Annotated in this window: 22 protein-coding genes and 1 pseudogene; 11 read left to right on the forward strand and 12 right to left on the reverse strand. The window is 67.8% G+C overall.

All coding sequences use genetic code 11. The annotated features are described in order from the left end of the window. Positions 1–459 precede the first annotated feature (459 nt). Positions 460–4311, forward strand: a complete 3852-nt coding sequence (locus ABH935_RS45525) for a ricin-type beta-trefoil lectin domain protein (RefSeq protein WP_370384237.1) — start codon at positions 460–462, stop codon at positions 4309–4311. Between the two features lie 340 nt (positions 4312–4651). Here the strand turns inward: ABH935_RS45525 and ABH935_RS45530 are convergent, their stop codons facing one another. Next, entirely contained in the window at positions 4652–6283 is a 1632-nt protein-coding gene (locus ABH935_RS45530; RefSeq protein WP_370384238.1) for a family 16 glycosylhydrolase, read from the reverse strand. Positions 6284–6549: 266 nt separating this feature from the next. On the opposite strand from ABH935_RS45530, the gene ABH935_RS45535 reads away from it, so the two are divergent. Continuing rightward, positions 6550–7662, forward strand: coding sequence for an ROK family protein (locus tag ABH935_RS45535; protein WP_370384239.1), 1113 nt, complete (start codon positions 6550–6552; stop codon positions 7660–7662). Between the two features lie 18 nt (positions 7663–7680). Here ABH935_RS45535 and ABH935_RS45540 read toward each other — a convergent pair whose 3' ends face one another. Next, complete coding sequence (locus tag ABH935_RS45540; RefSeq protein WP_370384240.1) at positions 7681–8088, reverse strand: nuclear transport factor 2 family protein; 408 nt, start codon at positions 8086–8088, stop codon at positions 7681–7683. After that, a complete protein-coding gene (locus ABH935_RS45545) occupies positions 8088–8474 on the reverse strand; it encodes a nuclear transport factor 2 family protein (RefSeq protein ID WP_370384241.1) in 387 nt (128 codons plus the stop codon). The genes ABH935_RS45540 and ABH935_RS45545 overlap by 1 nt, the downstream gene beginning before the upstream one ends. Before the next feature lie 123 nt (positions 8475–8597). Here ABH935_RS45545 and ABH935_RS45550 point away from each other — a divergent pair, with 123 nt between their 5' ends. After that, complete coding sequence (locus tag ABH935_RS45550; protein ID WP_370384242.1) at positions 8598–8747, forward strand: TetR/AcrR family transcriptional regulator; 150 nt, start codon at positions 8598–8600, stop codon at positions 8745–8747. A 36-nt stretch (positions 8748–8783) separates the two neighbouring features. After that, positions 8784–8978 (forward strand): hypothetical protein, encoded by a 195-nt coding sequence (locus ABH935_RS45555; protein WP_370384243.1) that lies wholly within the window; start codon positions 8784–8786, stop codon positions 8976–8978. Positions 8979–9093: 115 nt separating this feature from the next. Here the strand turns inward: ABH935_RS45555 and ABH935_RS45560 are convergent, their stop codons facing one another. Continuing rightward, the gene (locus ABH935_RS45560) at positions 9094–10023 is read right to left on the reverse strand and encodes a LysR family transcriptional regulator (RefSeq protein ID WP_370384244.1); all 930 of its coding nucleotides are present in this window, start codon (positions 10021–10023) and stop codon (positions 9094–9096) included. Positions 10024–10167: 144 nt separating this feature from the next. Between ABH935_RS45560 and ABH935_RS45565 the strand changes: the two genes are divergently transcribed. Genes ABH935_RS45565 through ABH935_RS45580 form a run of 4 tightly spaced genes read left to right on the forward strand, consistent with a single transcriptional unit; the run spans position 10168 to position 13922 of the window. Then, positions 10168–11061, forward strand: coding sequence for an NAD(P)H-binding protein (locus tag ABH935_RS45565; protein ID WP_370384245.1), 894 nt, complete (start codon positions 10168–10170; stop codon positions 11059–11061). A gap of 20 nt (positions 11062–11081) precedes the next feature. Further along, positions 11082–12038 carry an alpha/beta hydrolase gene (locus tag ABH935_RS45570; RefSeq protein ID WP_370384246.1) on the forward strand — a complete coding sequence of 319 codons (957 nt, stop codon included), beginning with the start codon at positions 11082–11084 and terminating at the stop codon, positions 12036–12038. A gap of 12 nt (positions 12039–12050) precedes the next feature. Continuing rightward, positions 12051–13583, forward strand: a complete 1533-nt coding sequence (locus ABH935_RS45575; RefSeq protein ID WP_370384247.1) for an aldehyde dehydrogenase family protein — start codon at positions 12051–12053, stop codon at positions 13581–13583. A 24-nt stretch (positions 13584–13607) separates the two neighbouring features. After that, the gene (locus ABH935_RS45580) at positions 13608–13922 is read left to right on the forward strand and encodes a DUF1330 domain-containing protein (protein ID WP_370384248.1); all 315 of its coding nucleotides are present in this window, start codon (positions 13608–13610) and stop codon (positions 13920–13922) included. A 49-nt stretch (positions 13923–13971) separates the two neighbouring features. On the opposite strand, the gene mgrA is transcribed toward ABH935_RS45580, so the two are convergent. Next, a complete protein-coding gene (gene mgrA, locus ABH935_RS45585) occupies positions 13972–14997 on the reverse strand; it encodes an L-glyceraldehyde 3-phosphate reductase (protein ID WP_370384249.1) in 1026 nt (341 codons plus the stop codon). A 452-nt stretch (positions 14998–15449) separates the two neighbouring features. On the opposite strand from mgrA, the gene ABH935_RS45590 reads away from it, so the two are divergent. Beyond that, positions 15450–16112: a Type 1 glutamine amidotransferase-like domain-containing protein gene (locus ABH935_RS45590; RefSeq protein ID WP_370384250.1), complete on the forward strand. Its 663-nt coding sequence runs from the start codon at positions 15450–15452 to the stop codon at positions 16110–16112. A 377-nt stretch (positions 16113–16489) separates the two neighbouring features. Then, positions 16490–16678, forward strand: a pseudogene (locus ABH935_RS45595) (IS5/IS1182 family transposase); the annotation flags it as partial. A gap of 188 nt (positions 16679–16866) precedes the next feature. On the opposite strand, the gene ABH935_RS45600 reads toward ABH935_RS45595, so the two are convergent. The 7 genes from ABH935_RS45600 to ABH935_RS45630 all read right to left on the reverse strand — a co-directional run bounded on the left by ABH935_RS45600 (position 16867) and on the right by ABH935_RS45630 (position 24324). Next, complete coding sequence (locus tag ABH935_RS45600; RefSeq protein WP_370384251.1) at positions 16867–17673, reverse strand: DeoR/GlpR family DNA-binding transcription regulator; 807 nt, start codon at positions 17671–17673, stop codon at positions 16867–16869. Further along, a complete protein-coding gene (locus tag ABH935_RS45605) occupies positions 17663–18268 on the reverse strand; it encodes a hypothetical protein (protein WP_370384252.1) in 606 nt (201 codons plus the stop codon). The genes ABH935_RS45600 and ABH935_RS45605 overlap by 11 nt, the downstream gene beginning before the upstream one ends. Next, positions 18265–19644 (reverse strand): mannitol dehydrogenase family protein, encoded by a 1380-nt coding sequence (locus ABH935_RS45610; protein ID WP_370384253.1) that lies wholly within the window; start codon positions 19642–19644, stop codon positions 18265–18267. The genes ABH935_RS45605 and ABH935_RS45610 overlap by 4 nt, the downstream gene beginning before the upstream one ends. 231 nt (positions 19645–19875) lie before the next feature. After that, entirely contained in the window at positions 19876–21435 is a 1560-nt protein-coding gene (locus ABH935_RS45615; RefSeq protein ID WP_370384254.1) for a UxaA family hydrolase, read from the reverse strand. Next, complete coding sequence (locus ABH935_RS45620) at positions 21425–22222, reverse strand: glucosamine-6-phosphate deaminase (RefSeq protein WP_370384255.1); 798 nt, start codon at positions 22220–22222, stop codon at positions 21425–21427. The genes ABH935_RS45615 and ABH935_RS45620 overlap by 11 nt, the downstream gene beginning before the upstream one ends. Before the next feature lie 439 nt (positions 22223–22661). Then, positions 22662–23690 carry a LacI family DNA-binding transcriptional regulator gene (locus tag ABH935_RS45625; RefSeq protein WP_370384282.1) on the reverse strand — a complete coding sequence of 343 codons (1029 nt, stop codon included), beginning with the start codon at positions 23688–23690 and terminating at the stop codon, positions 22662–22664. 208 nt (positions 23691–23898) lie between these two features. Then, positions 23899–24324 (reverse strand): DeoR family transcriptional regulator, encoded by a 426-nt coding sequence (locus ABH935_RS45630; RefSeq protein ID WP_370384256.1) that lies wholly within the window; start codon positions 24322–24324, stop codon positions 23899–23901. A 472-nt stretch (positions 24325–24796) separates the two neighbouring features. Between ABH935_RS45630 and ABH935_RS45635 the strand changes: the two genes are divergently transcribed. Continuing rightward, positions 24797–26098 carry an ABC transporter substrate-binding protein gene (locus ABH935_RS45635; RefSeq protein WP_370384257.1) on the forward strand — a complete coding sequence of 434 codons (1302 nt, stop codon included), beginning with the start codon at positions 24797–24799 and terminating at the stop codon, positions 26096–26098. Positions 26099–26165: the final 67 nt, after the last annotated feature.

Below are 26165 nucleotides of genomic sequence, written 5' to 3' on the forward strand. Positions count from 1 at the left end.
TCATCCCCGGCTTGCTGCGTGCCCCGGAGGGAAGATCGCTTATTGATGAGGGCGCGTTGGAGCGACGAATTCGCCTATTGCGTCTTGACGATGGAAGATCCCTGACACACACTCGTGAATTGTGAACGTTCTCAATGATCGACCCGCTGGGCGCTGACAGCGGGCTCGGGCCGCACGCAGGGTTCGAGGTGGGCGGCTGCGTCATGCGGCCGTCGGTGACCAGAGGGTTGAGCTGTCGGGGCGTTCGTCCTCCAGCCCACCGTGAGGGTCCTCCGCCCCTAGGAGCGCAGCATGCGAAAATCGCGAAGAACATTGTTCAATCGCTCAGGCCCTCGCCGGGCTCTTGGCGCGGTGGCCGCAGCGTTGGTGGCTGCGGCCCTGTGTCTGCCCGTCGGGGCCGCCGTGGCGCAGACGGCCACCTCCGACAGTTCGCCAGTGAACTTGTCGGCCTCGATCAACATGGCAGACGGAAAGGCCGCAGCCAACGCGACCGTCGTCCAGGGAGATGCCCGCTTCGAGGTGCTCGCCCCGGAAGTGATCCGGATGGAGTATTCAGCGACGGGTTCCTTCCTCGACGATCCGACTTTTGACATCCTCGATCGCAACTTCGTTGCGCCCGCCTTCACCACCAGCGTCTCGAACGGCTGGCTGACCATTACGACCAGTCAGATGACGCTCACCTATCAGCTGGGCTCTGGTCCGTTCGCCACCACGAACACCTCGATGAAGCTGCTGGGTGCGCTGCCGCCGGGAGCTTCTGGGAACGTCACGCCGACCTGGGGCTGGGAGTGCACCTTCGGTCAGGTGTGCCAGTCCGGGGCCGCGAGCCTCACCGGCGGGGCCGCGATGGCGAGCGACCATGCGAACTCTGTCAGTCCGGCCGGATTCGTCGCCGGTCTGACCGCTGCCGGGGCGGATGCCTCCTGGCAGGTGCTCGGCGCATCCGCTGGCACCGCGGACGTGACCATCCGGTACGCCAACAACAAGGGTGCCGACGGCAACGTCGAATCGCGCACTGAGCACCTGGTCGTGGGCGGCTCCAGCACTCAGGTCACTCTTCCGGCCACCGCGAGTTGGGATGACTGGTCGACTGTCACCGTCCCGGTGACGATGGCCGCGGGGACCAACACTGTCGCCCTGGATTGTCTCAGCGGCGATAGCTGCAACGTGAACGTCGACGACATCGCGGTGAACGTACCCGGCACGAGCGCCTTGCCCGTTCTGCCTGCCAAGCCGCTCGGTGGATACATCCGCTCCTACGACTCGAACAACGGCGCGTACTTCGCCAACCCGCCAGCGTGCGCAAGTGGGCAGTCCGGCGCCACCTGCACCGCCGACATCCCGGCAATGACGTCCGGGCTGCTCGACCAGTCCGGCTGGTACCTGCTCGACGATTCGAAGACGGCAGTGTGGACCTCGGACGGGTGGATCGCCAACCGCCCGGCCGGCGAGGTTGAGGACGGCTACCTGTTCGGATATGGACGCGATTACACCGGCGCGCTGTCCGACCTCGCGAAGCTGACCGGGCCTACGACGCTGCCGGACGAATCCGTGTTCGGCAACTGGTTCTCTCAGTACTACAGCTACACGGCCGCGGATTACCAGGGCACGCTGCTTCCGCAGTTCGGGGCCAACGGCGTCTCGCTCGACAACCTGTCGGTGGACACGGCCTGGAAGAGCCCGAGCACGTGGGACGGATGGGAATGGAACCCGGCACTGTTTCCCGACTCCACCGCGTTCACGGACTGGACCAAGTCGCAGGACATCAACGTGGCCCTCAACGTCCACCCCAGCATCCAAACCGCCGACCCGCTTTACAATCAGGCCCAGGACATCGCCGGCAACACGCTGACAGCTTGCCCCGACGGATCCTGCGCATTGTGGGACTGGGCCAAGGTGGCACAGGCCGAGTCCTACTTCGCCACAGCCGGTCCCACTCAGAACTCTGTCGGCCTGACCTGGCTCGACTGGTGCTGCGACAACAGTGGCGTGTTCTCCCAGCCCGGCGTATCCGCTGACTCATGGATCAACCATCTGACTGCTCAGCAGATGGCCAACAATGGCAAGCGCGGATATCTGCTGTCCCGGATCGGTGCGTCCCTGCAGAACTCGCAGGCCGGATCCGGAACCTCCGGGGCCTGGACCGAGCACCGCTCGACCATCGACTTCACCGGCGACACCCAGGGCACCTGGAACACGCTCGCCAGCGAGGCGCAGCTGTCCCAGGACGCCGGCAGCATCGGCGAGCCGTACGTCAGCGACGACATCGGCAGCTTCCTCGGCGACGGCTCGCCAGGCAACGTGCCGGACGACCTGTATCTTCGCTGGCTGCAGCTGGGCACCTTCCAGCCCATCATGCGTGAGCACTCGAACACGCCGGACAAGGACCAGAACGCGCGCCTGCCCTGGATGTACGATGCCGCGACCCAAGCCGTGGGCGACAAGTTCATGCAGCTTCGCGAACAGCTCGTGCCCTACCTCTATACCCTGGCTGAGCAGGCCAGCAGCACCGGTCTGCCGATGACCCAGGCGCTCTACCTGAACTACCCCGACCAGTCCGCGGCCTATACCAACCCGACCGAGTACACCCTCGGCCCCAACGTGCTGGTCGCCCCGGTCACCCAGCCGGGCGCCAGTGTCGCCACGCAGGTGTGGTTCCCGCCGGGTACTTGGCAGGACTTCTTCACCGGCGCCACCTTCACCGGCCCGTCCACGCAGACGATCACCGTTCCCACCAGCCGGGCGCCGGTGTTCGTCAAGGAAGGCGGCATCATCCCGTTGCAGCCCTCCACCAGTCACGCGCAGACCGCGGGCACCGCACCGATCACCCTGCAGGTTCACGCCGGGGCCAGCGGGACCTACTCGCTGTACGACGACTCCGGAACCGGTCTGGGCTACCAGTCCGGGCAGTCGTCCAGCACGCCGATCAGCTACACCGAGAACGCCTCCGCGGACACCTCGACGCTGACCATCTCGCCCGCGGCTGGCTCCTACCCCGGTGCGCCGAGCAGCCGCACATACACCCTCGACTTGGTCGACGAGTCGCAGCCCGCCTCCGTCCAAATCAACGGCCAGACCATCGCCTCCTCGCAGTGGTCTTACAACGGCGCCACCAACACGCTGCACGTCCCGCTCGGGGCCGTGTCAACGGCCGGGAGCGTGTCCGTCACCCAGGTCGGTGGCACACCCGCACAGCTGTCGGAGCCGACCAAGCCGCTGGTCATTTCCGCGTCGCCCGCAGGTGCCTCAGCCGGGCAGCAGGTCACGGTCACCGGAAGCGGCTTCGGCGCGAGCCAGGGCGGCGGCTACCTGACCTTCAGCGACGACGGCACCACCTGGGGCGCCCCCGGTGACGCTGCCACTTTCGCCATTGACAGCTGGAGCGACAGCGCCATCACCTTCACGGTTCCCACACCCTCCGGCCCGAACGGCCAGTGGGCCGTGGTACCCGGCAGCAGCGCCACCGTCTCGGTGACCACGAGCGCCGGAACCTCTGGTACCGCCACGACGGCGATCGGTTCCACCACCGCCCCCACCGGACAGGTCACCGGCTACCAGGGCCTGTGCATGGATGACCGCGGCGCCTCGACCGCGAACCTCAACCCGGTCCAGGTCTACACCTGTCAGAACGCTAACAACGCCCAACAGTGGACGATGGAGCCCAACGGTTCCGTGCAGGCGTTCGGCATGTGCCTGGACGTGAACGGCGGCGCCACCGCCAACGGCACCACCGTCGACCTCTACACCTGCAACAACACCGGCGCGCAGGATTGGGTGGCGCAGCCGGGCGGTCAGCTGGTCAACCCGCAGTCGGGCAAGTGCCTGGACGACGCTGGCGACGGCGGCTCCGGCACCCAGCTGGTCATCGACTACTGCGGCCAAGGGACCGGGCAAATGTGGACCGTGCCCACCAGTGGTGCGTACGTCCCGCGGCAAGGTCAGGTCGTCGGCTATCAGGGCCTGTGCCTGGACGACCGCGGGGCCTCGACCGCGAACTCAAACCCGGTGCAGGTCTACACCTGTCAGAACCCCGACAACGCCCAACAGTGGACGGTGGGGCAGAACGACACATTGCAGACGCTCGGCATGTGCCTGGACGTGAACGGCGGCGCCACCGCCAAGGGCACGGCTGTCGATCTCTACACCTGCAACGGCACCGGCGCGCAGGAATGGTTGCCGACGACGGGTGGCGCCCTGACGAACCCGCAGTCTGGCAAGTGCTTGGAGGACAACGGCAACGGCGGCTCCGGCACGCAGGTGATCATCGACGACTGCAGCGGTGCTTCGGACCAGCAGTGGAACGTTCCGTGACCTGAGCCGGCGCGGGCGGCGCGGTCAGGCGTCCGCTTGTCCAACGGTGCCGACGCAGACGTGGTGGGGACTGCGTCGGCACCCGTCAAACAGCTTGCTGGGCCCGCTCCGGGAGGAAGCAATTCGACGGCGATCATGGGGAGGTCGCCGTGGGCGGGTGGTGCCATCGACAACCGGGGTCCTGTCGACTCTCGGACGCCGGCGTTGTCGATGACTAGATGGCCTTGCCGACCGCATCGTCGATATACCGCATGTCCTCGCTGGGAGGTTCGTGCCGTCGGCGACACTGATTCCCGCGTGGCACCCAGGAGCGGGCGGCCACGCGGGGATCAGTAGGCTGTCATTGGAGCGTCACGTCGTCCGCGTAAGTGGCGCCGGTCTGCTGCATCCAGGCGGATATGTAGACCTGTGCCGTCCCGTTGGAGGGTGCTGTGAAGGCCGGGACGGTCACCGTGGTGTAGCTGGTGGCGTTGGTGCCCTTCTCGGTCTGGGTGCCGCCGACGATGTCGCCGGCGTAGATCCATTCCGTGCCGGTGACCCGCAGCCGTGCGGACAGGGCGTAGGTCGCGCCGGGCGTCAGCCCGGTGATCGTCTGCGTGCACTTGGACGTGACCGTGCCACTGGGGGTCAGCTGTGCCGCGTAGCTTCCACCGACACCCTGGCCGGCCACCACGCTGACCTGTCCGGTGCAGGTCCACGGGCTGAACGACGCAGTTTCGAAGTCACCGTTGACGACCTTGTCGCCGCCGCCCCCACCGCTGCTGCTGTTCGTGGTCACCGTGATCGCGTTGCTGGCTGCTGAGAAGTTTCCAGCCGCGTCGCTCGCCTTGACAGTGAGGTTGTAGGCGGTGGATGCCGACAGGCCGGTCAGCTGGGTGCTGGTCGTGGTGCCGTTCACGGTGGCCAGCACGGAGCTGCCGTTGTAGATCGTGTAGCCGGTGACCCCGACGTTGTCGGTCGACGCTCCCCAAGACAGATCGATGGTGCTGGAGGTGTGCGTGCTGGAGGCGAGGCTGGTCGGCGCGGTCGGAGGTGTCGTGTCGCCGCCGCCCGAGGTGGTCGAGCCCAGCGAGGTGATCTTCACCCAGTCGATGTACTGGTGCTGGCTGGCGTAGGCGAAGTTGCCGGACCACGGTGCGGGCCAGTTGCCGACCCACAGCTGTGCCGGGAGGGTGGGGATGTTCGTGGTGGAAGTTGCTTTCAAGACGCCGTCGACGTAGAACTCGATGCGCTTGGCGCCGTTTCCTTCGGTGCCGTCGTACCAGTCCCACCGGTAGGTGTGGAAGTTGCCGTCGTTCTGGGCCGCGCCGAGGTTGGTGTTCATGTAGGTGGCGTGGGCATCGTCGGGCGCGGTGTAGGTGTTGAAGCCGGCCCAGTTCGACCAGTCCGAGCCCGTCCCGTTGCCGTGGGCCGGCATCTCGCTGTCGATCTCGGTGTAGTCGCTGCCGTTCTCGTAGTAGTTCCAGATGCACGAGCAGCCACCGTTGAGCGGCAGGTTCTTCATCCGGATCTCGTAGCGGGCCGGGCCGAACCGCTGGTTGGTCCACACCAGCCCGCCGGTGCGCTGGCCGGTGTTCAGTCGGGTGTAGCAGGAAGGGTCGCCGATCGGCGTGCATCCGGCGATCTTGTGGACGCCTTTGACCGCGCCGGGCTGGCTGTCGTCGTACTGGTCGCCGTTGGCGACGGCGTCCAGCACTCCGATGGAGGTGCCGTTGTCGTCGACGGTGTGTACCGACAGGTTCTCCGGGATGACCCCGTTGTCCGAGGAACTGGTCGAGACCTGATGCAGCCCGGGAAACCACTTGGTCGTGTCGATGCTGGTGCCGTTGAAGTCGTCGTAGAACAGGACGGTTCCCGCGGTTGTGGCGTGGGCGGGCGCGGTCGCTGTGACCGTCGACAGGGCTGTGGCGGAGGCGATCAGGAGCGCGGCGGCGGAGGCGTATCTCAGCCTTCTTGCGAAGGTTGTACCCATGGTGATCCCTTCGGAGAGGGGGGTAGACCGCAGCCGGTCGCTGCGGCTGGCTTCTGTGACGAGGTGGGGCTTTGCGCAAAAATGACCGTGTTCTGCGGCGCGGTGGCGCGACATGGACCGGTCGCTGGATGCCCTCCGGAGTGGCCGTCGAGCGGGGTGCCGAACAGGGTTTCCCAACAGAGCGCCGAACGCAGTGCTCAAATTAACAGGATGGGATCCAGAAAGAAAGGCTTTCCGGTGAACCGGTGCCGTGGTAGATCTGGGCTATGCCGCGAACCGCCTCTCCGCGAACCGCCCGCCTTATCAACGACCGCATCGTCTTCGACGTCCTGCTCGAGCAGGGTCCGCAGTCCCGCTCCCAGATCCAGGCACGCACCGGGCTGTCCCGTGCCACTGTCAACGACCTGGTGGAACGCATGGAAGTTGACGGGCTGATCGCCGAGGTGGGCCGCGAGGAGGCCGTCCGCCGCGGGCCGAACGCCCTGCTTTACAGCGTGGTCGCCGACCGGGCACACGTCGCGGGTGTCGAAGTTCGTCCCGACGTGATCCTGGCTTCGGTGTGCGACCTGACCGGCCGTCAGGTTGGTGGCTCGCGGCTGCCGCACCACCCCGGCGCGGAGCCCGCCGATGTCGTCCACGGCGCGCTGGCCCAGGCGTTGGACGCCGCCGGCCTGGACGCCTCGACGCTGCAGGGCGTGGTGGTAGCCACGATGGGGCTGGTAGATCCGGAGACCGGTGACGTCGACTTCGTCGGCGCCCTGCCGACCTGGCACGCGAACCTGCTGCCCGGCCTGCACGAGCGCCTGGGCGACGTGCCGGTACTGATTGAGAACGAAGTGAACCTGGCGGGGCTTGCCGAGCATCGCCTCGGCGCCGCCCGCGGCCACGATACCTTCGCGCTGCTCTCCTTGGGGGTCGCATTGGGCATGGCGCTGGTGCTGGACGGCCGGCTGTACCGTGGCCGGTCCGGCGGCGCCGGGGAGCTCGACTACCTGCCGGCGGGGCTCGACGGCTCGACGATGTACGACCTGGCTGGTGGTGAGGCGATCCTCGCCCTGTCTCGGGAAGCGGGCGTGGAGGCGCCGGATCCGGAATCGGCTGTGCGCAAGGCGACCCCAGAGCTCTTGGACACGCTGGCCGAAAGGTTCGCATTGGCGGCTACCGGTGTGTGTGCGGTCTTGGATCCGGGATTCATCGTGCTGGCAGGGCCGGTCGGCAGGGCGGGTGGCGAAGAGCTGGCCCGGCGCATTGAGAGCCGGCTCTCCGCCGCTACGCGGATGCCGACCAGGGTTGTGCACAGCACGCTGGAGGGCAATCCCGTAGTCCGAGGCGCCGTTTTGATCGCCTTGGAGCAGGTGCTTGACCGGACATTCGCGTAGGGTCCGGCAAGGCGACACTCAGGTCATGGCCGCGCGTACCGTGGCGGAGTCCACGATCTGCTCCATCCGCACGATCAGCCCGTCGCGCACGATGAAGGAGTGCGCGACCCGGGCGATCATGTCCTTCCCCGTGGCCTGGTTGCGGGCGGTGTAGCGGGCCAGCACGACGACCCGCTCCCCGTCGACGATGTACGTATCGTCGTGCGTGGTCCAGCCGTCCCACTCGGCGGCCAGCCGTTCGAACACGCCGCTGATCGTGGCCTCGGGGGTGCGGTAGGTGCCGGCGAGCGGGAACCCGGCGGACTCGGTCCATTCAACGTCCGGGGCGACCACCTCGCGCCAGGCGTCCATGTCCCCGGTAGCCGAGGCTAGGTACTGCAGTCGTACGGCCTCGGCCGGGGTGCGCGCGGCGGCGTCGGCCGGCATCAGAACATCCCGTTGTCGTTCGCGGAGGTCTTGGGCACCTCCTGAATGACGTCCCAGTGCTCGACGACCTTGCCGTCTTCCAGCCGGAAGAAGTCCGCCAGCGCGCGCCCGGGGTTGTCCGTGCCGGGCTCCAGGTCGAGGTGGGAGTGGGTGGCGACCAGGTCGCCCTCGGCGATCACCCGTTTGATGTCCAGCCGCAGGTTCGGGTACTCGCCCCGCAGCCAGGTCACGAAGCCGATGAAGGCCTCCGGGCCGTCCTGGGCGTCCGGGTTGTGCTGCACGTAGCGGGGTCCGAAGTGGTCGGCGATCGCCTTCTGCGGATTCCCGCCGAACGCGGTCTGGTAGTAGTCGACGACAACCTGCTTGTTGCGCTCAAGGTCCGTCATGAAACGCTCCGATCTGGTGCAAATGGCACATCAAAAGTGGTGTCACTACAACTTTATCCCACCCTCATGATCGCGCATCCTGGCTATCCTGGGAGGCCATGAGATCTCAGACCGTCGACTGGAGTGCGCTGCGGGCGCGGGTTCGACGCGGTGACCGTGGTGGAGATCGCCCGCGTGTGCGGGGTGTCGCCGACCACCTCGTTCAAATATTTCCCGACCAAGGAGTCCCTGGTTCTGGACCTTTCGGCCATGCTGTGGATCCTGGTCGGCTAGCTGGACAACCTGGTCACCTGGCTCGAAGCCCAGGAGGTGTGGGCCGCCGCGGCGGTGCAGCGCTTCGAGGCCATGGCCTGTGATACCTCGGCGCTGCGCGCGCACCACCGCAACATGCTCGCCCGGATGGCAGACGGGGTGGCCCGACGGGCCGGGCTGACGCCGGGCGACCCCGAGCCGCAGATCGCTGCGGTCGCACTGGTTGGCTTATGGAGCGTCCAGGTTGATTGATCCTGCAAACACTGGACGGGCTGCGGAACCCGGCACAGGTACGCGACGTGCACCGCCGAGGTCCGCCGCGCGGCGCAGCTGTTTGCCCCCCGGCTTGGCCGCCTTCGTGATCTGATCAGCTCGTCGGCGGCGCCTCTGGCGAGGACCCAGGAAGCGGCGGACCGGTCAGGCTGCGTCGAGCACACTTGCGGAAGGCTTCTACGAGCCGATTGCGGTCGCCTGTGCGAGTTGCGAGGACGACGTGGCTCGGTTCGATGTCGGGCAGCGGGATGGTCGTGAGGTCCGGCCGGATGCCGCGGAACCCGGCGGCGACGATGGCGACAGCCTGCCCGGCGGCGATCAGCTCGAGTTTGTCCTCGAGGACTTCGATCGCCGGGCCGTCGGGGGCGTGGCTGCCGTCGGGGCGGGGGTCGATACGCCAGAAGGCGTTCCATGCCGGGTCGGGCAGCTTCGGGAGAGGCTCGTCGGCGATGTCGGACAGCGCGGCCGACTCCTTGCCGGCGAGCCGGTGGTCCAGGGGGACGAGCAGTTCGCGCGGCTCGTCGTACAGGACGGTGACGTCCAACGCGTCGGTGGTCAGCGGAAAGCGCGCCACCGCCGCGTCCACGCGGCGCTCCAGCAGAGCCTCGCGCGGCTCGTTCCAACTCAGGTCCACGACATGCACCTCGGCATCCGGATGCAGCCTGCGCAGCTCGCGGACGGCGGCCTCGACATCGATGTGCCTGGTGTGCCCGACGGTGATGCGGCTCGGCGCGGCCGCCGCGCGCGCCGCCGCCTCGGCCTGAACAGCCGAGCGCAGCAGCGCCCTGGCTCGCGGCAGGAACACCTCGCCGGCCTCGGTCAGGCTGGTGCCGCGCGGGCTGCGGTCGAGCAGGCGCGCGCCGAGGCGCTGTTCCAGTGCGCGGATCTGCTGGCTCAGGTACGGCTGGGAGACGTGCAACCCGGCTGCCGCCCGGCCGAAGTGCCGGGCCTCGGCGACCGCGACGAACAACCGCACAGCTCGCAGGCCGAGATCGTCCGCAGCGGCGAACGGGATGTCAGACACCCTTCGATGGTAGCAGTGGTTCCGCTATTCGGAGCCTTGAACTGCCATCATAGGCGATACGCATTGCATTCAGGAACACGTCTTGGACGGGAACGGCAGCCGGGGCGCACTGTGGAGATCACACCACCGAAGCCAGGAGAAGTCATGATCGTCATCACTACGCCGACCGGTCAGATCGGCCGCCAGGTTCTGGCGAACGTCCTCGATGGCGTGGGTGCCCAACCGGTGCGCGTCATCGTCCGCGACCCGGCCCGGTTGCCGGAGCGGGTGCGTCGCCGCGTCGAAGTCGTCGAAGGCTCGCACGGCGACGCCGCGGTGCTCGACCGCGCGTTCCAGCGCGCCGACGCGGTGTTCTGGCTGGTGCCGCCGGACGACCGGGCCGTGAGCGTCGAGGAGGCCTACGTCGGCTTTGCCCGCCCGGCCGTGGAGGCGTTCGAACGCCACGGCGTACGCCGTGTCGTCGGCGTCTCGGCCCTCGGCCGCGGCACCGACGTCGCCGACAAGGCCGGCCACGTCACCGCGACCCTGGCGATGGACGACCTGATCGCCGGCAGCGGCGTCGCCTACCGTGCCTTGACGATGCCCTCTTTCATGGACAATCTGCTGTGGCAGGCCGCCCCGATCAAGAACAGCGGCATGTTCTTCGGGCCGATCGACGCCGACCGCGAACTCCCGTCGGTCGCCACCCGCGACATCGCCGCGGTCGCAGCCCGACTGCTGCTCGACGAGACCTGGACCGGCGTGGCCGAGCAGCCGGTGCTCGGCCCCGAGGACCTTTCCTTCAGCGACATGGCGCGGATCATCTCCGAGGTGCTGGGCACGCCGGTGCGCTATCAGCAGATCCCGTTCGAGACGTTCACCGCGAACCTCGCCGGGCGCGGCATGGGCCAGGCGATGGCCCAGGCCATGACGGACATGATGTCCGCCAAGAACGCAGGGCTCGACAACGCCGCGATCCGTACACCGCTGACCAGCACACCCACCAGCTTCCGGCAGTGGTGCCAGGACACGCTCAAGCCTGCTGTTCAGGCTCAGTAGCAGAGGAGAGGAATCGACCAATGCCTGCCTCCGATACCCCGACTACTCCGACCGCGCTCACCGAGGCCCAGGCCCAGCAGATCCTGGAAAGGTTCGCCGACGGCTTCAGCTTCCAGCGTCGCTCGCCGATCCTGCACACGCCCGGCGACTACGGGCTCGACTATGAGAACGTCAGCTTCCCGTCCCACGACGGTGTTCCGCTGGAGGGCTGGTACATCCCAGCCGCGGGCTCGGACAAGCTGATCATCGCGAACCATCCGATGGGCTTCAACCGCTCCGGGCTTCCGACGCAGCTGGAACCGTGGCACAGCGAGTGGGTTGCCAGCGGCAACGCGTTCGAGGTCGACTTCGTGCCCGACTATAAGATCCTGCACGATGCCGGCTACCACGTGCTGGCCTACGACCTGCGCAACCACGGCCACAGCGGCGCCGCCAACGGTGGGATCACCTCCAGCGGCATTTACGAGGCGCGCGACGTTGCCGGCTCGCTCGCCTTCGTGCGTAGCCGTCGTGAGACCCGTGAACTGGCGATCGGCCTGTTCAGCCGGTGCATGGGTGCGAGCTCCACGTTTGCGGCTATGACGCAGTTCCCGGATGCCTTCGATGGCGTCCGGGTGCTGGTCGCGCCGCAGCCGGTGACAGCTCGCGTCATCGTGGAACGCCGCCTCGGCATGCTCGGGCTCGCCGACCGCGTCGACGAATTCGAGCAGAAGATCATCCTGCGGACCAGCATCGGGTTCGCCGAACGCGACGCACAGAGCTGGGCCAAGAGCGTGCGCGTACCGACGTTTCTCTATCAGGTGCGCGACGACGTACTCACAGATCCCAGCGACGTACAGACGATGTTCGACAACATCACCGTCGCCGACAAGAAACTCGCCTGGATCGAGGGGACCACGGCCAGGTTCGACGGATACCTGGAGTTCCAGCGCCGCCCGGCTCCGATGCTCGACTGGTTCGACAAGCACATGGCATAGCAGGGAGTAACGATGAGCACCGAAACGTTCAACGACGATCTCACCCGTGACGGCGCGCTCGACGCGACCGCAAGCGAGGTCGTCACCATTGACCAGGCCGACGGATCCGTACTCGCCCGCTATCCCGTCGCCGGGCCCGCAGAGGCACAGAACGCACTGGCCGCGGCCCGCGCCGCCGCCGGCCCGTGGTGGGAGCTCGGCTTCGATCAGCGCGCCAGGTACCTGCGCGCTTGGCGGCGAGAGATCGCCGTGCGCGGCGAGGAGGCGGCCGAACTCATCCACGCCGAAAACGGCAAGCCGATCGAGGACGCCAAGGCCGAAGTGCTCGCCGTGCTCGAGCATCTGCGCTTCGTCATCGACAACGCAGAGCCGGTGCTCGGCCGCCGCGACGTCGAGGTACCGCCGAGCGCGGCCAACCAGCGCGCCTGGATCGAGCACCTGCCCTACGGCGTGGTCGGTGTGATCGGCCCGTGGAACTTCCCCTTGGCCACGCCCGGCGCCATCGTGATCCACGCGATCGCCGCCGGCAACGCGGTCGTCTTCAAGCCCAGCCACATCACCCCGGGCGTCGGGCAGTGGCTGGTGCGTGCCTGGCAACGCGCCGTGCCCGAACACGCCGAGGTCTTGCAGGACCTGATCGGCTACGCGGCCACCGGCCAGGAGTTGATCGCAGCGGGTGTGGACAAGGTGGCGTTCACCGGCTCTGTCCGCTCCGGGCGGGCGGTGGCTGCCCAGTGTGCCGAGACCTTGACCCCCATGCTGCTCGAACTCGGGGGCAAGGATCCGGCCATCGTGGCCGAGGACGCCGACCTGGACGTCGCCGCCGATTCCGTGGTCTGGGGTGCGCTTCAGAACGCGGGTCTGGGTTGCATCAGCCTTGAGGTGGCCTACGTCGTCGAATCCGTCTACCACGCGTTCGTCGCCAAGGTCACCACGCTCGCCCGCACGGTGCGCGCCGGCAGCGACCCGGAAGCACAGATCGGCTCGGTGCCGTTGGCCGGCCAGATCCCGGTCATCCGCCGCCACATCGCCGACGCGCTCGAACACGGTGCGAGCGCGCCGGTCGGCGGATTGGAAACGACTGACGGTGGCCGGTTCGTGCAGCCGACCATACTCGTCGACGTCGCCCCCGATACGCTCGCCGCGACGCAGGAGACCTTCGGCCCGACTCTGGCGATCGTCAAGGTCACCGACACCGACGAAGCGATCGCCCTCGCGAATGCGAGCCCTTACGGCCTGGGCAGCTCGGTCTACAGCCGCGGGCACGGCGAGCAGCTCGCGCGCCGTCTTCGCGTCGGCATGACCAGCATCAACGACGCTCTGATGACCTCGATGATCTCCGCACTGCCGTTTGGCGGCCGCGGCGATAGCGGCTTCGGTCGCAAGCACGGCGAAGAGGGTCTGCGCGAATTCGCCTTCCCGCACGCCGTAACCGCCCGCACCAGTGCCCCGTCGGCGCCGTTCGCCAGCTTCGACCGCCCCGCCGGTGCCGTGACCGCCGCGCTCAACGCCGTTCGCGACCGCATCGTCGCCGAAGACGCTTAGATCTCGATCAGGAAGGAACTTCCCATGCCCGCATACAGCATCACAGAGGTTGAAACCATCGACCCGGACGCGGCGAAGGAATACATCCGGCTGGCGCGCGCGGCTGTTGGTCACTTCGGCGGCCGCTATCTCGTTCTGGCCGCGTCGCCGACCGCCGCGGAGGGGGAGTGGTCGGGCAACCGGAGGCTTGTCGTCATCGAGTTCGCCGACATGGCCACGCTCAGGGCTTGGTACGACTCTGCGGAATACGCCCCGGCTCGCGCCCTGGCGAGCAAGGCCTTGCGCCGCCGATTGCTGTTCGTCGAAGGCTACGACGCTCAGCGGCAAACCGGCGAGTAGCCGGTCCAAGCGGGGGACGGCCAGCCGCACCTGTCAGGATCCGCCGAGCTCAGTGGCTCTCGCCGCCTGTCCACTTGAGGAGGCCGCCGTCCACCGCGTGCACTTCGATCGCAGCCAGTTCCTCGTCGGTGAACGCCAGGTTGTCCAGCGCGGCGACGTTGGCCTGCAACTGCTCGACGCTGCTGGCGCCGATGAGCGTCGAGGTCATGCGCCGGTCGCGCAGCGTCCAGGCGAGCGCGAGTTGTGCCAGGGACTGTCCGCGGTTCGCGGCGATGTCGTTGAGGGCCCTGACGTGGGTCATCACTGTCTTGTTGAGGAGTTCGGCCTTGAGGAAGTGGCCGATACTGGCCCGCGAGCCCTCGGGGATCCCGTTCAGGTAGCGATCGGTGAGGACGCCCTGTTCCAGCGGCGAGAAGCAGATGCAGCCGATGCCGAGTTCGCCCAGGGTGTCCAGCAGGCCGTTCTCGATCCAGCGGTCGAACATGCTGTAGTTGGGCTGGTGGATGAGCAGAGGAGTGCCCATCTCCTTCAGGATCCGGGCCGCCTCTCGGGTTTGCTCGGGGTCGTAGGACGAGATGCCCGCATACAGGGCCCTGCCGGAACGCACCGCCGTGTCCAGCGCGCCCATCGTCTCCTCCAGCGGCGTGTCGGGATCGGGGCGGTGGCTGTAGAAGATGTCGACGTAGTCCAGGCCCATGCGGCCCAGTGACTGGTCGAGGCTGGCCAGCATGTATTTGCGCGAGCCCAGATCGCCGTAGGGACCGGGCCACATGTCCCAGCCGGCCTTCGTGGAGATGACCAACTCGTCGCGGTACGGCTTGAAGTCGGCGGCCAGCGCGCGGCCGAAGTTGGTCTCGGCGCCGCCGTACGGCGGACCGTAGTTGTTGGCCAGGTCGAAGTGGGTGACGCCGAGATCGAAAGCTTTACGCAGGATCGCCCTGTTCAGCTCCGGAGCCCGGCCGTCGCCGAAGTTGTGCCACAGCCCCAGGGATACTGCCGGGAGTCGCAGGCCACTGCGACCTGTCCGGCGGTAGGCCATGGAGGCGTAGCGATCATCGGCGGCGAGGTAGTTCACGATTACTCCAAGGCGATGTTGGCGTGGACGATCACCGGGAGCGGCCATCCCGGTCGCGCCCGCCGCGATGTCTATCAGCGGTGCGAAGGCGCCGTCGAGGACCGCGCCGCAAACGCGCAGACGCCGTGAGCGAATCCGAGACCACCGCTCACCAGCGGTGAGCGAGTTGTTGACCGGCTGGGCCATCGGCAACGAGGCTGTGCGTGCTGTGAAGACTAAGAGCGACCGCCAGTAGATGTGGGTGGCTCGCTCCGCGCTGTGCCGGCGCTCATGGCATTCCCTCAGGGTCGGCCTCACGTAATAGGACCGGCGCTGGTGTGGTGATCGGGTCTGGTGCTGCGGCAGGAAATGTTCACCCTGTTGCTGTCGGTGGCCGTCGGTAGGGTCACGGGATGACGTCATCAGTGCGGCTTGAGGCGATCACATCGGGCACGTAGGAATTTGGAGGGACCTTGAAGCTCCTGCTCACCTCAGGCGGCGTCACAAACCCCAGCATCCACTCGACGCTCGTGCAGCTACTCGGCAAGCCGATCGCCGAGTCCCACGCACTGGTTGTCCCGACCGCGCAGTGGGGTCACCCGATGTGCGGGCCGGCATCGGTGCGAGGCCTGATAGCCGCCGAGCCCGACTTCCGGCACTTCTCCGGCCTAGGCTGGGCGTCGCTGGGTGTCCTGGAGCTGACCGCACTGCCCACTATCGGCGCGCAGCGATGGGTCCCCTGGGTCCGGGAGGCCGATGTGCTTCTGGTCGACGGTGGCGACGCAACGTACCTGTGCCACTGGATGCGGGAGTCCGGACTGGCCGATCTGCTGCCGTCACTGCCCGACACGGTCTGGGTGGGGGTGAGTGCCGGTAGCATGGTGATGACGCCCCGAATCGGATCGTACTTCGTCGAGTGGCCCTCCGCGCCGGACGACCGCACGCTGGGAGTCGTCGACTTCTCGATCTTCCCGCACCTGAACGCCTTCCCCACGAACACCCCGGCTGACGCGGAACGGTGGGCCGCCGACATCGCCGCCCCGGCCTACGCCATCGACGAACAGACGGCCATCAAGGTCGTCGACGGCTCCGTCGAGGTGGTCTCCGAAGGGCAATGGACGAAGTTCGGGTCATAGCCGCCCGGTATCCGTGACATCGGGTCGATGGACGTGACCTTGTCGACTGAAGCATTCCCTAAAAGCATCCGCCCACGTCGTAGATAGCGTCGACTGCCGTTGTCCGGATCTGCCGCGATCCGAGCGCCACAGCCGAACGATCGCCGTCCCTTCGGCGAGCATCACGAGCGGCAACACCGTCCAGGACGAGCGGGCAGTTCCGACACGCTGGAAGTGATTGAGGGTGTTGACAGGCGGGCTGGGATCCCGGTGATCTCGGAGTTCTCTAGGCTTCGTAACCGCCGGAGGAACCGTGCTTGTCGTCCCATCATCTCTGCTGGAGCGGCTCTGGATCCAGTTCGCACCACTGTTGCCCGAACGGCCAGAGTTCGCCCCCTGGCGCGAACCGCCACGACTCCAAGCTACTCGATCCGACCCTGCGCGCTGCCCGCGAGCAGGTCGGCGGCCTGCCGGAGAACGCCACGGTCCATCTGAACTCGGCCTACAACGGCAAGCCCTGCCAGGCCGTCCTGACCGAACACGCCTCGATCGGCCCGATCGCCGGCAAAGGCGTGCCAGCTAAGCTTGATTCTGTTGGCACCTTGTTCGCCCTGGCTGCGGCCGCCGTTGTCCTGGCTGGCGGCACCGCCGCCGCCCAGTTCGGCTGGCCGCCGTTTCCACCGGGTTCGACACCACCGCGCCGCCACCGGCCTGGACGTGCACAGCGGGCTTACCACTAGCTGCGGACCGGGGGCCGATCCCGGTCGGCCCCCGGTCACCGCCGTATCGGCTCAGCGATCTTCACGCTCACGCCGTGCGCGGCGATCGCGGCCAGTTCCTCGGGATCGGCGCTGACATCAGTGACGAGCTCGTCGACGCACTCCAGGTCGGCGACGTGGGCCAGGTGGCTGCGTCCGATCTTGGAGCCGTCGGCGACCACTACCACCCGCTTGGCTCGGCCGATCATTATGGCATTGATATGCGCCTCCACTTCGTCGTGCGTTGACAGCCCGGCGCCGGTGCTGATTCCGTCGATGCCGATGAACGCGGTGTCGACGTTGACCCGGCCGACCGTACCCTCAGCCCACGGCCCGACCAGCTCATAGGAGTTGGAGCGGGCCACCCCGCCGGTGACCACCAGCTTCACTTTGGGCCGGTTGACCAGGATGCTGGCGATGTTCAGTGCGTTGGTGACGACCGTTAGCTCGGTGCGGGTGGCCAGCAGCCGCGCCACCTCCGAAGTGGTGGTGCCGCCGTTGATGGCCACCACGTGCCGGCCCGGGCTCATGCAGCGCAGCGCCATGCGGGCGATGGCCTGCTTGGCCGCACGGCCCTGGTTGTCGCGGTAGCGCACTGGCAGCTCGTAGTCCACGTCGCGGCCGACCGCGCCGCCACGGACGCGAGTCAGCAGGTTCTGCTCGTCCAGCAGCGTCAAGTCCCTGCGGATCGTGGCCACCGAGACGCCCATAGAGCGAGCAGTGTCAGACACAGTGACCGTGCCGCCCAGTGCCAGCAGATCCAAGATTGCTGCGACCCGTTGGGGCCGGTGTGTGGATGACGTCGGGGATGGTTCAGCGCTCATCACGGTTCTCCGAGAAGACGTCCAGCCGTGCCCGCGCGCGGCAGATAGCTACGCCCGAACGACGGTCGTCCCAAAGGTAGTGGGGCCGGCGCCGAGGAAGGCGGCCGGGAGCGGCTACACCGAAGTCGGCGCGATGCCGAGCCAAGCTGTACGTCAGCAGCGCCGACGTCTGGCCGCGGCACGTCTTCACGACCACGCCGTCCCGGCCGGTAAACTCGTCGAGACGTCCCGGATCGGGCAGCCCCTCATCAATCAGCGCCGGTATCGCGCCTGATCCCGGGCCGGGAGCGTCGCTCGGCGCTGGCTGCTCGATGTAGTCCGCGTCCACCGCGTCGGGAAGATTGGCCAGCTCGGCCGCAGACCTGTAGCCGTCGTTCGGATCCTGACTGATCCGCGTGCCGAGCCGCCCGACATCCCGCACTTGCGCGGCGTCCGGCGCCGCATCGCCGGAGAGCTTTACCTTGACCCAGCGGTAGGCGTCGGCTGCGTCGATCGGGTCGCTGAGGTCAAGCTCGTACTTTACCCCCGACGTTGGTCGGGGACTGCGAGCCAGCCACCCGTGCGTCGGACTAGCTGAGGTGATGGTGTTCATCATGACTCCAGGTCGGCGACCGCAGCCGCGACCCCGGTCTTGCTAAGCACCGCCAGGTGTTCGCCGACACGCTGCGCGAAGTCGGGGTACGCGGCGATCTCAAAGCCCAGCAACGCCTCGTCGCAGAGGACTGTCTGCGCGAACGCCAACGGTTCGGGCTGGCGCAAGGCCAGCTCCCGAATCCGCTCGGCGGCCGGATCCGTGGGCCAATCCCCTGCCCCGGGCCAACCGAAACAGCACAGAAACGCCGCTACCACCAACGCCAGCGCCGATGGGACCTCCCCACCCCGCACGTGCCACAGCGCCGCCGGTACCACCCGCTGCCCCAGTTTCAAAGAGCCGTCAGTGCCGACCTGCGCGGTGCGGTGCGCCAACGCCCGATTGGCGAACCGGTGCCTTAGGTTCCGGACATACCGATCGATGTCCAGCCCTGCGGGTACATCAAGCGTTGGTAGGTACTCGGCGATGAGGGCGTCCACAGCTCGCTGCACCGACTCGTTGGCGAAAGCCGTCGCCATAAGGTGGTGCCCGGAGAGCAGCCCCAGATAAGCGATGAGGCTGTGGCTGCCGTTGAGCAGCCTGACCTTCACCGTCTCGTACCCGGCGACGTCCTCGGAGAATACCGCGCCAGCCCGCTCCCACCCTGGCCGCCCCGCCCGGAAATGCGGCGAGATCACCCACTGCCGGAACGGCTCGGCCGCCACCGGGACGGCGTCGGGGTACCCGGCGGCGCGGGCCAGTGCGATGTGCTCGGCGCTCGTCGCCGGCACGATCCGGTCGACCATCGTCGAGGGCAGATCGACGGCAGCGGCGAGGTAGGCGGCAAGTTCGACCCGGCCGGCGGCCTCGGCGAACTGGCCGAGCAGACGGCGCAGGGTCGGGCCGTTCGCGGTGACGTTGTCGCAGCTGACCACCGCGATCGGCGCGCCACCGCGATCGGCGCGGCAGGCCAGGCCGTCGGCCAGCAGCCCGATGATGGTGCGCGGACGACGGGGATGACGCGCATCGGCCAGATCGGCGCGGACCGCGTCCAGATCGAGGTCGGCCGTGCCCGGCCGCATCGCGTAGCCGGCTTCGGTCACCGTGAGGGTGATCACGTGCGTGTCCGGATCGGCGATGCGGGCCACGACGGCGTCCGACTGCTCGGCTGCCACCAACGTCTCGGTGATGCACTCGATCGACTGCGCCCGCACACCGGAGTCGTCGAGGGTGAGCACGGTGTACCGGTGCGCCTGCGCCTGGAGGGCGTCCACGATGGTCCGGTTGCGGTTGGCGACGCCGGTGATCGTCCAGTCTGGTGCCGCCTCGGCGGTGTACACGGCCTGGTGGGCCCGGTGGAAGTTTCCGAGCCCTAGGTGAACGATCCGGGGCCGGCTCATGGGTTCGCGGGCACACTAGTTGCTGCCATTGGTCGCATACGCCTTCCGGCACCAGCCGCAGATGCTGTCTCGCTGACCGAACTGCGCCGCATGGCCCGATCTTCTCCCGGCGGCCCAACCGCCGCGCGAACTGCTCCACCAGCGCCGACTTCCGAATCGACGATCGCGACCGGCTGCCCGAGGTCCCACTCGCCCACCATCAGTCAATCCTCCGAATCGACGCCACCCTGATCAGAGCACGACTCCCCGCTGCCACGGTACGAACTCCTCCTGCCCGAACCCGAGCGCCTCGCTGCGCGTCCGCTGCCCGGACGCGGTGCACAGCACCAGTTCGAAGATCTGCCGACCGACCTCCTCGACCGTGGCCTTCCCGGCAGCGATCCCGCCGCAGTCCAGGTCCATGTCGTCGGACATCCGCGCGTACATCTCGCTGTTCGTCGCCAGCTTCAGACACGGCGCCGGACGCGAGCCGAAAACGGACCCGCGGCCGGTGGTGAAACAGACGACGGTCGCGCCGCCGGCGATCATGCCGGTCACCGACACCGGGTCGTAGCCCGGGGTGTCCATGAAGGTCAAACCCGGGCCGCTGACCGGCTCGGCGAAGTCCACTACGGCCTGCAGCGGCGACGAGCCGGACTTGGCGACCGCGCCGAGGGACTTCTCGGCGATCGTCGTGATACCGCCGCGCCGGTTGCCGGGGGATGGATTCTGGTCGAGCGTCGTGCCGTCGCGCGCCACGTGCTCCTGCCACCAGTCGACCCGCCTCAGCAGCCGCTCGGCGACCTCCGGGTCGGTGGCCCGGGCGGCGAGCAGGTGCTGGGCGCCGTAGATCTCGGGCGTCTCGCCCAACACCGCCGCGCCGCCCTGCGCGATCAGCAGATCGGCCGCCACCCCCAACGCCGGATTCGCGGTCAGGCCGGAGTAGCCGTCGGAGCCGCCGCACTTCAGCGCCAGCGTCAACGCCGAGGCCGGTATCGGTGTGCGCGGCGTCGGCGGCAGACCGGCGACCAGCTCGACCACTGCCGCGACGCCCGCGCGCACGGAGGCCGCCGAGCCCCCGGAGTCCTGGATCGTCATCGTCCGCACCGGCGTCGCGCCGAGCTCGGCCGATCCGACCAGCGGGCCGATCTCGTTCACCTCACAGCCCAGCCCGATGATCAGGACGGCGGCGATGTTCGGGTGCCGTGCGTAGCCCAGCAGCGTGCGCCGCAGCAGCCTGATCCCCTCGCCGTCGGCGGCCAGGCCGCAGCCGCCGGCGTGCGTGATGGCGACAACCCCGTCGATGTCGGCGCGTTCGGCTACCGACGGCGCGGCCTCGGCCTGCGCGGCGATCAGCTTGGCGATGCTGGCGGAGCAGTTGACCGTGCTCAGCACGCCGATGAAGTTCCGCGTGGCGACCCGGCCGTCGGCGCGCAAGATGCCCTCGAAGGTCGGCGCCGGGCCGCCGCTTTCGGCGACCGGGCGCGGTTGCCGGGCCCGCACAGAGCCCGAACCGGCCTCGTGGAAGCCGAGATTGTGGGTGTGGACGTGCGCACCGTCGGCGATGTCCGCGGTGGCCACGCCGATGACCTCGCCGTACTTGCGCACCAGCTCACCGGCCGCCACCGCACGCAGCGCGACCTTGTGACCGCGTGGGATGTCGTCGCGCGCCGCGTGGCGGACGTCGCCGACGTCGAAGCTCTCGCCGCAGACCAGCGGCGTGAGCGCGACGGCCACCGGGTCGTCGTCGTGTAGCCGCAGTGCCCTGGGTTCGGGGCGCCGCGAGATACGCAGCAGGGTGTCAGGAGACATCGGCGCGAACTCCGGCTTGCGACCAGTCCGTCAGGGACGCCGACTCGCGGTCCAGGAACAGGCGTGCGTGGGGTTGGCGGCGCAGGATGGACGCCGGACAGTCGTTGTTGATCGGCCCGGTCAGCGTCCGGGCGATCGCCTCGGCCTTGCGGGCCTCGGGGACGACGACCTGCACGGTCCGTGCTGCCAGCAAAGCCGGGACGGTCAGCGAGATCGCGGCGCGCGGCACCGTGTCCAGGTCGGGGAAGTGGCCCTCGTCGACCTGCTGCCGCTGCGATTCGGCGGTCAGGGAGATGATGCCAGCCCAGCGCGGGTCGTCGAAGTCGGCTGTCCCCGGCTCGTTGAACGCCAGGTGCCCGTTCTCGCCGACGCCCATGCAGGTCAGGTCGATCGGCGCGGCGCGCAGCAGGGCCTCGTAGCGCTCGCACTCAGCGGCGGGGTCATCCAGGTCGGGCTGGATGTACTCCACGGCGCGCGGATGCATCGTGTCGGCGACTTTTTCACGGATCCAGCGCCTGAACGCAGCCGGGTGCTCGGCGTCGATGCCGATGTACTCGTCCATGTGGAAGACGGTGACGGCCTCCCACGGCACGCTCTGTCCGGCCAGTGCGTGGATGAAGGCCAGTTGCGAGTTGCCGGTGGCCAGAATGACGCGGGCTTCACCCCGCTCCCGCACGGCCGCGATGATCGTCTGCGCGGCGAAGGCGCTCGTGGCCTGTCCGACGGCCGCCTCGGACGGATGTACTTCCACGCTGAGATCGCCGACGACGAACGTTGAGTCGGGCACGGACACAGATTCCTCCTGATGGATTTTGAGCAAGCGCTTGCACAGCTGATTTGGCCTTGTGTGACCTGCGGAGCGGTCTTGGAGCTTGGATCACTCGGGTCGTTTTAATGGGCTTTGTCGGTTCGGCGACGGCAGGACTGCGGCGATCGCGCTCAGCCCTTCGACAGGCCCGACCGCCCCCCCGCCGAGGTCGGGCCCCCACGATTCTTCGAAATGGGCACCTCGTCTGCGGCGGCGGGCCCGGAGGTGAACGGCGAGAACACCAGATCATCTCTGCAAGCGCTTGCATTGACCTAAATAGTCAGGGGCGTGGAGACGGATGTCAACCCCTTGGAGACAGTGCCTTCAGCGGGAGAGTCAGGCTGAAGGCACTGAGTCTGCGCGCCGGTCGACCCCGGGTCTGATCAACTGAAGCCGGGGGGACCGAGTCAGTCGCCGGTCAGGCCGTCCGGCGAACCGGCCCGCTCGAACCGCGGGCGACGAACGAACTCGACAGCGATACCTCCTGCGGAGTCCGTCCAGGGCTCGCCAGCTGATCGAGCAGCAGATCCACGGCGGTCCGGCCCGCGAGCTCGTTGGGCATGGCGATCGTCGTCAACGCCGGCATGGTCATCCCGGCGAACATCACGTCGTCGCAGCCTGCGACGCTCACCGATCCCGGCACGTCCAATCCCAGCTCGGTCAGCCCGCGAATGGTCCCCAACGCCATGACGTCGTCGTAGGCGAGCACCGCCGTCGACCTGCGTTCCGCCACCGCACCGGCGGCGGTCAAGCCGCCGTCGAACGAAGGCTGAAAAGGCCCGAGCACATCGACGGTCATGCCCAGACGCTTGGCATGGCGACGCACACAGCTGCGCTTATCCTTGTCCGACCAGGACGAGGCGGGACCGGACAGATACACCAGGCCGCGGTGGCCGAGCTCGTGTAGGTGGTCCATCAGCGCCGAGACACCCACATCGACACTGCACGCCACCGACGTCATGCCCGGGATTGCGCGGTTGACCAGCACCACCGGCCGCTGCCTGGCGATTTCCTTGATCGGCCCGGCTGCCGAGCGCGGCGAGCAAAGTACCAGGCCGTCCACGCGGCTGAGCATTTCCCGCATTAATCGGCGCTCACGCTCGGCGTGCTCGTCCGTGTGGGCGAGCAGCACGGCATAGCCCTGGCTGTAGGCGCGGTTCTCGGCTGCTCGGACGAGCGGCGGGAAGAATGGGTTCGCGATGTCGGGGACCAGGAGGCTGAGCACCGCGGTCCGTCCGGTTGCCAGTCCACGTGCCGAGCGGTTCGGCTGATAGCCGACGCGCGTCGCGACCGAGAGAATCTGGTTGCGGGTCTGCTCGCCGATCAGTTCGGGGCGGGTGAAGGCCCGAGAGACGGTGGAGATCGAGACGCCGACCTCGTCGGCGATGCTCTTCAGGGACGCCGTAGTCGGGCTGGGGCTGGGTGGTCCGGACCGTCGCCGGGTCATCTGCACCTGCCTTCTGCCGTCTCGGGGAGTCCGAGCGTACCTGGTCCGGGCCGGTCATCCCTTCGCCGCGTTCGGCATCAGGCCTGTGCTCGGTAGCGGTCGTTCGCGAACTTCGTTACCGGGAACATGCTGCGGAACATCAACATCAACCACGAAGGGTTTGCCCGAGCTCCTGATCCAGACTGCGGCAACCACACCAGCGGCAACATCATTTCTGCCCGTTCAGCGCCGTTACGGCTCGGAGATTCGCACCGCGACGCCCTGGGCTGCGATGGCCTGCGGATCGGAGGGGCCAGCGCTGGTGTCGGTGGCCAGTTCGCCGATCGCGTCCAGGTCCACGGCATGGGCCCAGATGGGCGCGCCCGATCTTCGAGCCGTCGGCCACCGCCACGCCCCGGGCGCGCGCGGCGATGATCACGGCGTTCGTGTGCGCCTCGAACTCGTCGTGGGCGGACAGGCCGCTGGCGGCGCTGATGGTAGCGGACCGGCAGCTCGTAGGCCACGTCTCGGCCCACCGCCCCGCCGCCCCACCGCGGGTACGGACCAGCAGATCCTGGTCGTTCAGCTGCGTCAGGTCGAGGCGGATGGTCGCCACGCAGACGCCGAGTTCGCGTGCGACGGTGGCGACATCCACGGTGCCGCCATAGGTCGACTACCGGAAGCGGCCCGGGCCGGCCCTACGCCTCAGCGGGTTCTTGCCTACTGACTGGTAGCGAGAGACACAAATTGCCTGCGAATCCGCCTGCGGACTGTGGCGGGGCGATGATCGACCGTGCACGGACGAGGCTCATGGTGAGGGCTCCACCGCGCCCTGCCTCGCAGGCCCATCGCCGTCGTGGCCGCTTTGCCCGGGCTTGCGGCGATGCCGGTAAAACCGGACGCGCGTGCCTCTGACGTCGCGTTTCCTGTACGAGATCACCTGATGCCACCCGCGCTGCCAATGCCGGCCCGCGCCCGGGCAACGCGCGCAAACGTGCACTCGGAAGTGAGCGAAACTTGCGTGGATCTTGCTTGTTCGGCGCGCCGAGTTCTTGAATGGCCCCCAATTCGAGCTTCCCCTATTCATCTCTCTGGGAGGTCATCCCGTGGATCCAAGAACGACACGCATGCTTCGCACGGCCGCAGTTGCCGTCACCGTCGCCGCGCTATCGCTGACCGCCGCATGCTCGTCGACCTCCTCAAAGCAGGCGAGCCTGGATCCGGCGAAGCCCGTCACCATCACCGTGTGGAGCGGGCAGGACATCAATCCCGAGAAGCTGTTGGAAGGCCTGGCCCAGCAGTTCCACACCGCACACCCGAACGTCACCATCGACATCTCTCCCGGCGCCCCGACCACCGACCAGCTGCTGCCCAAGCTCACCGCCGCGTTCACCAGCGGCACCTACCCGGACATCTCCTACAACTACGGCAGCTGGGCCACCCAGATGCAGCTGTCCGGCCGCACCCTGGACATCACCGACAAGGTCAAGGACCCGGCCGTGAAGTGGGATGAGTTCCCGCCGGCGGCCCGGCAGACCGCGACGCCCAACGGCCACGTGATCGGCTTCCCCGCAGTCGTGGACAACATCGGGCTGATGTACAACAAGAAGCTGTTCAAGGCCGCGGGCCTCGCCGAGCCGACGAACAACTGGACCTGGGACGACTTCCGGGCCGCGGCGAAGAAGCTGAATGACCCGGCCAAGAACGTCTACGGCACAGCGTATTCGGTGACCGGTAGCGAGGACACTACTTGGCACTTCTGGCCGCTGCTCTGGCAAAAAGGTGGCAGCGTCCTGACGGCCGACAACAAGAAGTCCGCGTTCGACTCCGACGCCGGTGTCGCCGCCCTGACGTTCCTACAGCAGATGGCGGTCACCGACAAGTCGGTGTACCTGTCGCAGGACAACCAGAAGTACCTCGACCTGTTCAAGTCCGGCCTGATCGGCATGGTCATGACCGGGCCGTGGCAGCTGTCGGACAACGTGAGCGCGGGGCTGGACTACGGCGTCACCTACCTGCCGTCCTTCGACGGCACCAGCCACCAGACCATCTCCGGCCCGGACATCTGGACGCTCTACGACCACCACGACACCGACCGCGCCTACTGGTCCTACCAGTTCGCCCAGTGGCTGACCTCGGAGCAGACCGACCCGAAGTTCAACCTGGCCACAGGGAACCTGCCGTTGCGCAGCAGCGAGTCGGACAGCGCGGAGTTCGCCGCCTATGTCAAGCAGTACCCCGGCGCGCAGACGCTGTTCGACAACCTGAAGAACGCCACGACCGCACGGCCGACGGTGCCCGGCTACGTCGGCCTGTCGCAAGCCGTCGGACAGGCGATCGCCAAGGTGCTGCAGGGGCAGGGCGACCCGAAGTCGGCCTTGCAGGACGCAGCCAAGGCCGCCGATGTCGCGCTCGCCCAGGCCGATTGAGGTCGCCGATATGAAGCACGGGATCCTCATCTCCGACCACGACAAAGCCGAGGCTGTCACCTGGCGC

It is taken from the genome of Catenulispora sp. GAS73, from assembly GCF_041262085.1.
Lineage (GTDB): Bacteria > Actinomycetota > Actinomycetes > Streptomycetales > Catenulisporaceae > Catenulispora.

Excerpts from the sequence above, each read along its gene's own strand:
- ABH935_RS45525 (WP_370384237.1), top strand. The coding sequence starts at position 460 with ATGGCAGACGGAAAGGCCGCAGCCAACGCGACCGTCGTCCAGGGAGAT.
- ABH935_RS45530 (WP_370384238.1), bottom strand. The coding sequence starts at position 6,283 with ATGGGTACAACCTTCGCAAGAAGGCTGAGATACGCCTCCGCCGCCGCG.
- ABH935_RS45535 (WP_370384239.1), top strand. The coding sequence starts at position 6,550 with ATGCCGCGAACCGCCTCTCCGCGAACCGCCCGCCTTATCAACGACCGC.
- ABH935_RS45540 (WP_370384240.1), bottom strand. The coding sequence starts at position 8,088 with ATGCCGGCCGACGCCGCCGCGCGCACCCCGGCCGAGGCCGTACGACTG.
- ABH935_RS45545 (WP_370384241.1), bottom strand. The coding sequence starts at position 8,474 with ATGACGGACCTTGAGCGCAACAAGCAGGTTGTCGTCGACTACTACCAG.
- ABH935_RS45565 (WP_370384245.1), top strand. The coding sequence starts at position 10,168 with ATGATCGTCATCACTACGCCGACCGGTCAGATCGGCCGCCAGGTTCTG.
- ABH935_RS45570 (WP_370384246.1), top strand. The coding sequence starts at position 11,082 with ATGCCTGCCTCCGATACCCCGACTACTCCGACCGCGCTCACCGAGGCC.
- ABH935_RS45575 (WP_370384247.1), top strand. The coding sequence starts at position 12,051 with ATGAGCACCGAAACGTTCAACGACGATCTCACCCGTGACGGCGCGCTC.
- ABH935_RS45580 (WP_370384248.1), top strand. The coding sequence starts at position 13,608 with ATGCCCGCATACAGCATCACAGAGGTTGAAACCATCGACCCGGACGCG.
- ABH935_RS45600 (WP_370384251.1), bottom strand. The coding sequence starts at position 17,673 with ATGAGCGCTGAACCATCCCCGACGTCATCCACACACCGGCCCCAACGG.
- ABH935_RS45605 (WP_370384252.1), bottom strand. The coding sequence starts at position 18,268 with ATGATGAACACCATCACCTCAGCTAGTCCGACGCACGGGTGGCTGGCT.
- ABH935_RS45610 (WP_370384253.1), bottom strand. The coding sequence starts at position 19,644 with ATGAGCCGGCCCCGGATCGTTCACCTAGGGCTCGGAAACTTCCACCGG.
- ABH935_RS45615 (WP_370384254.1), bottom strand. The coding sequence starts at position 21,435 with ATGTCTCCTGACACCCTGCTGCGTATCTCGCGGCGCCCCGAACCCAGG.
- ABH935_RS45625 (WP_370384282.1), bottom strand. The coding sequence starts at position 23,690 with ATGACCCGGCGACGGTCCGGACCACCCAGCCCCAGCCCGACTACGGCG.
- ABH935_RS45635 (WP_370384257.1), top strand. The coding sequence starts at position 24,797 with ATGCTTCGCACGGCCGCAGTTGCCGTCACCGTCGCCGCGCTATCGCTG.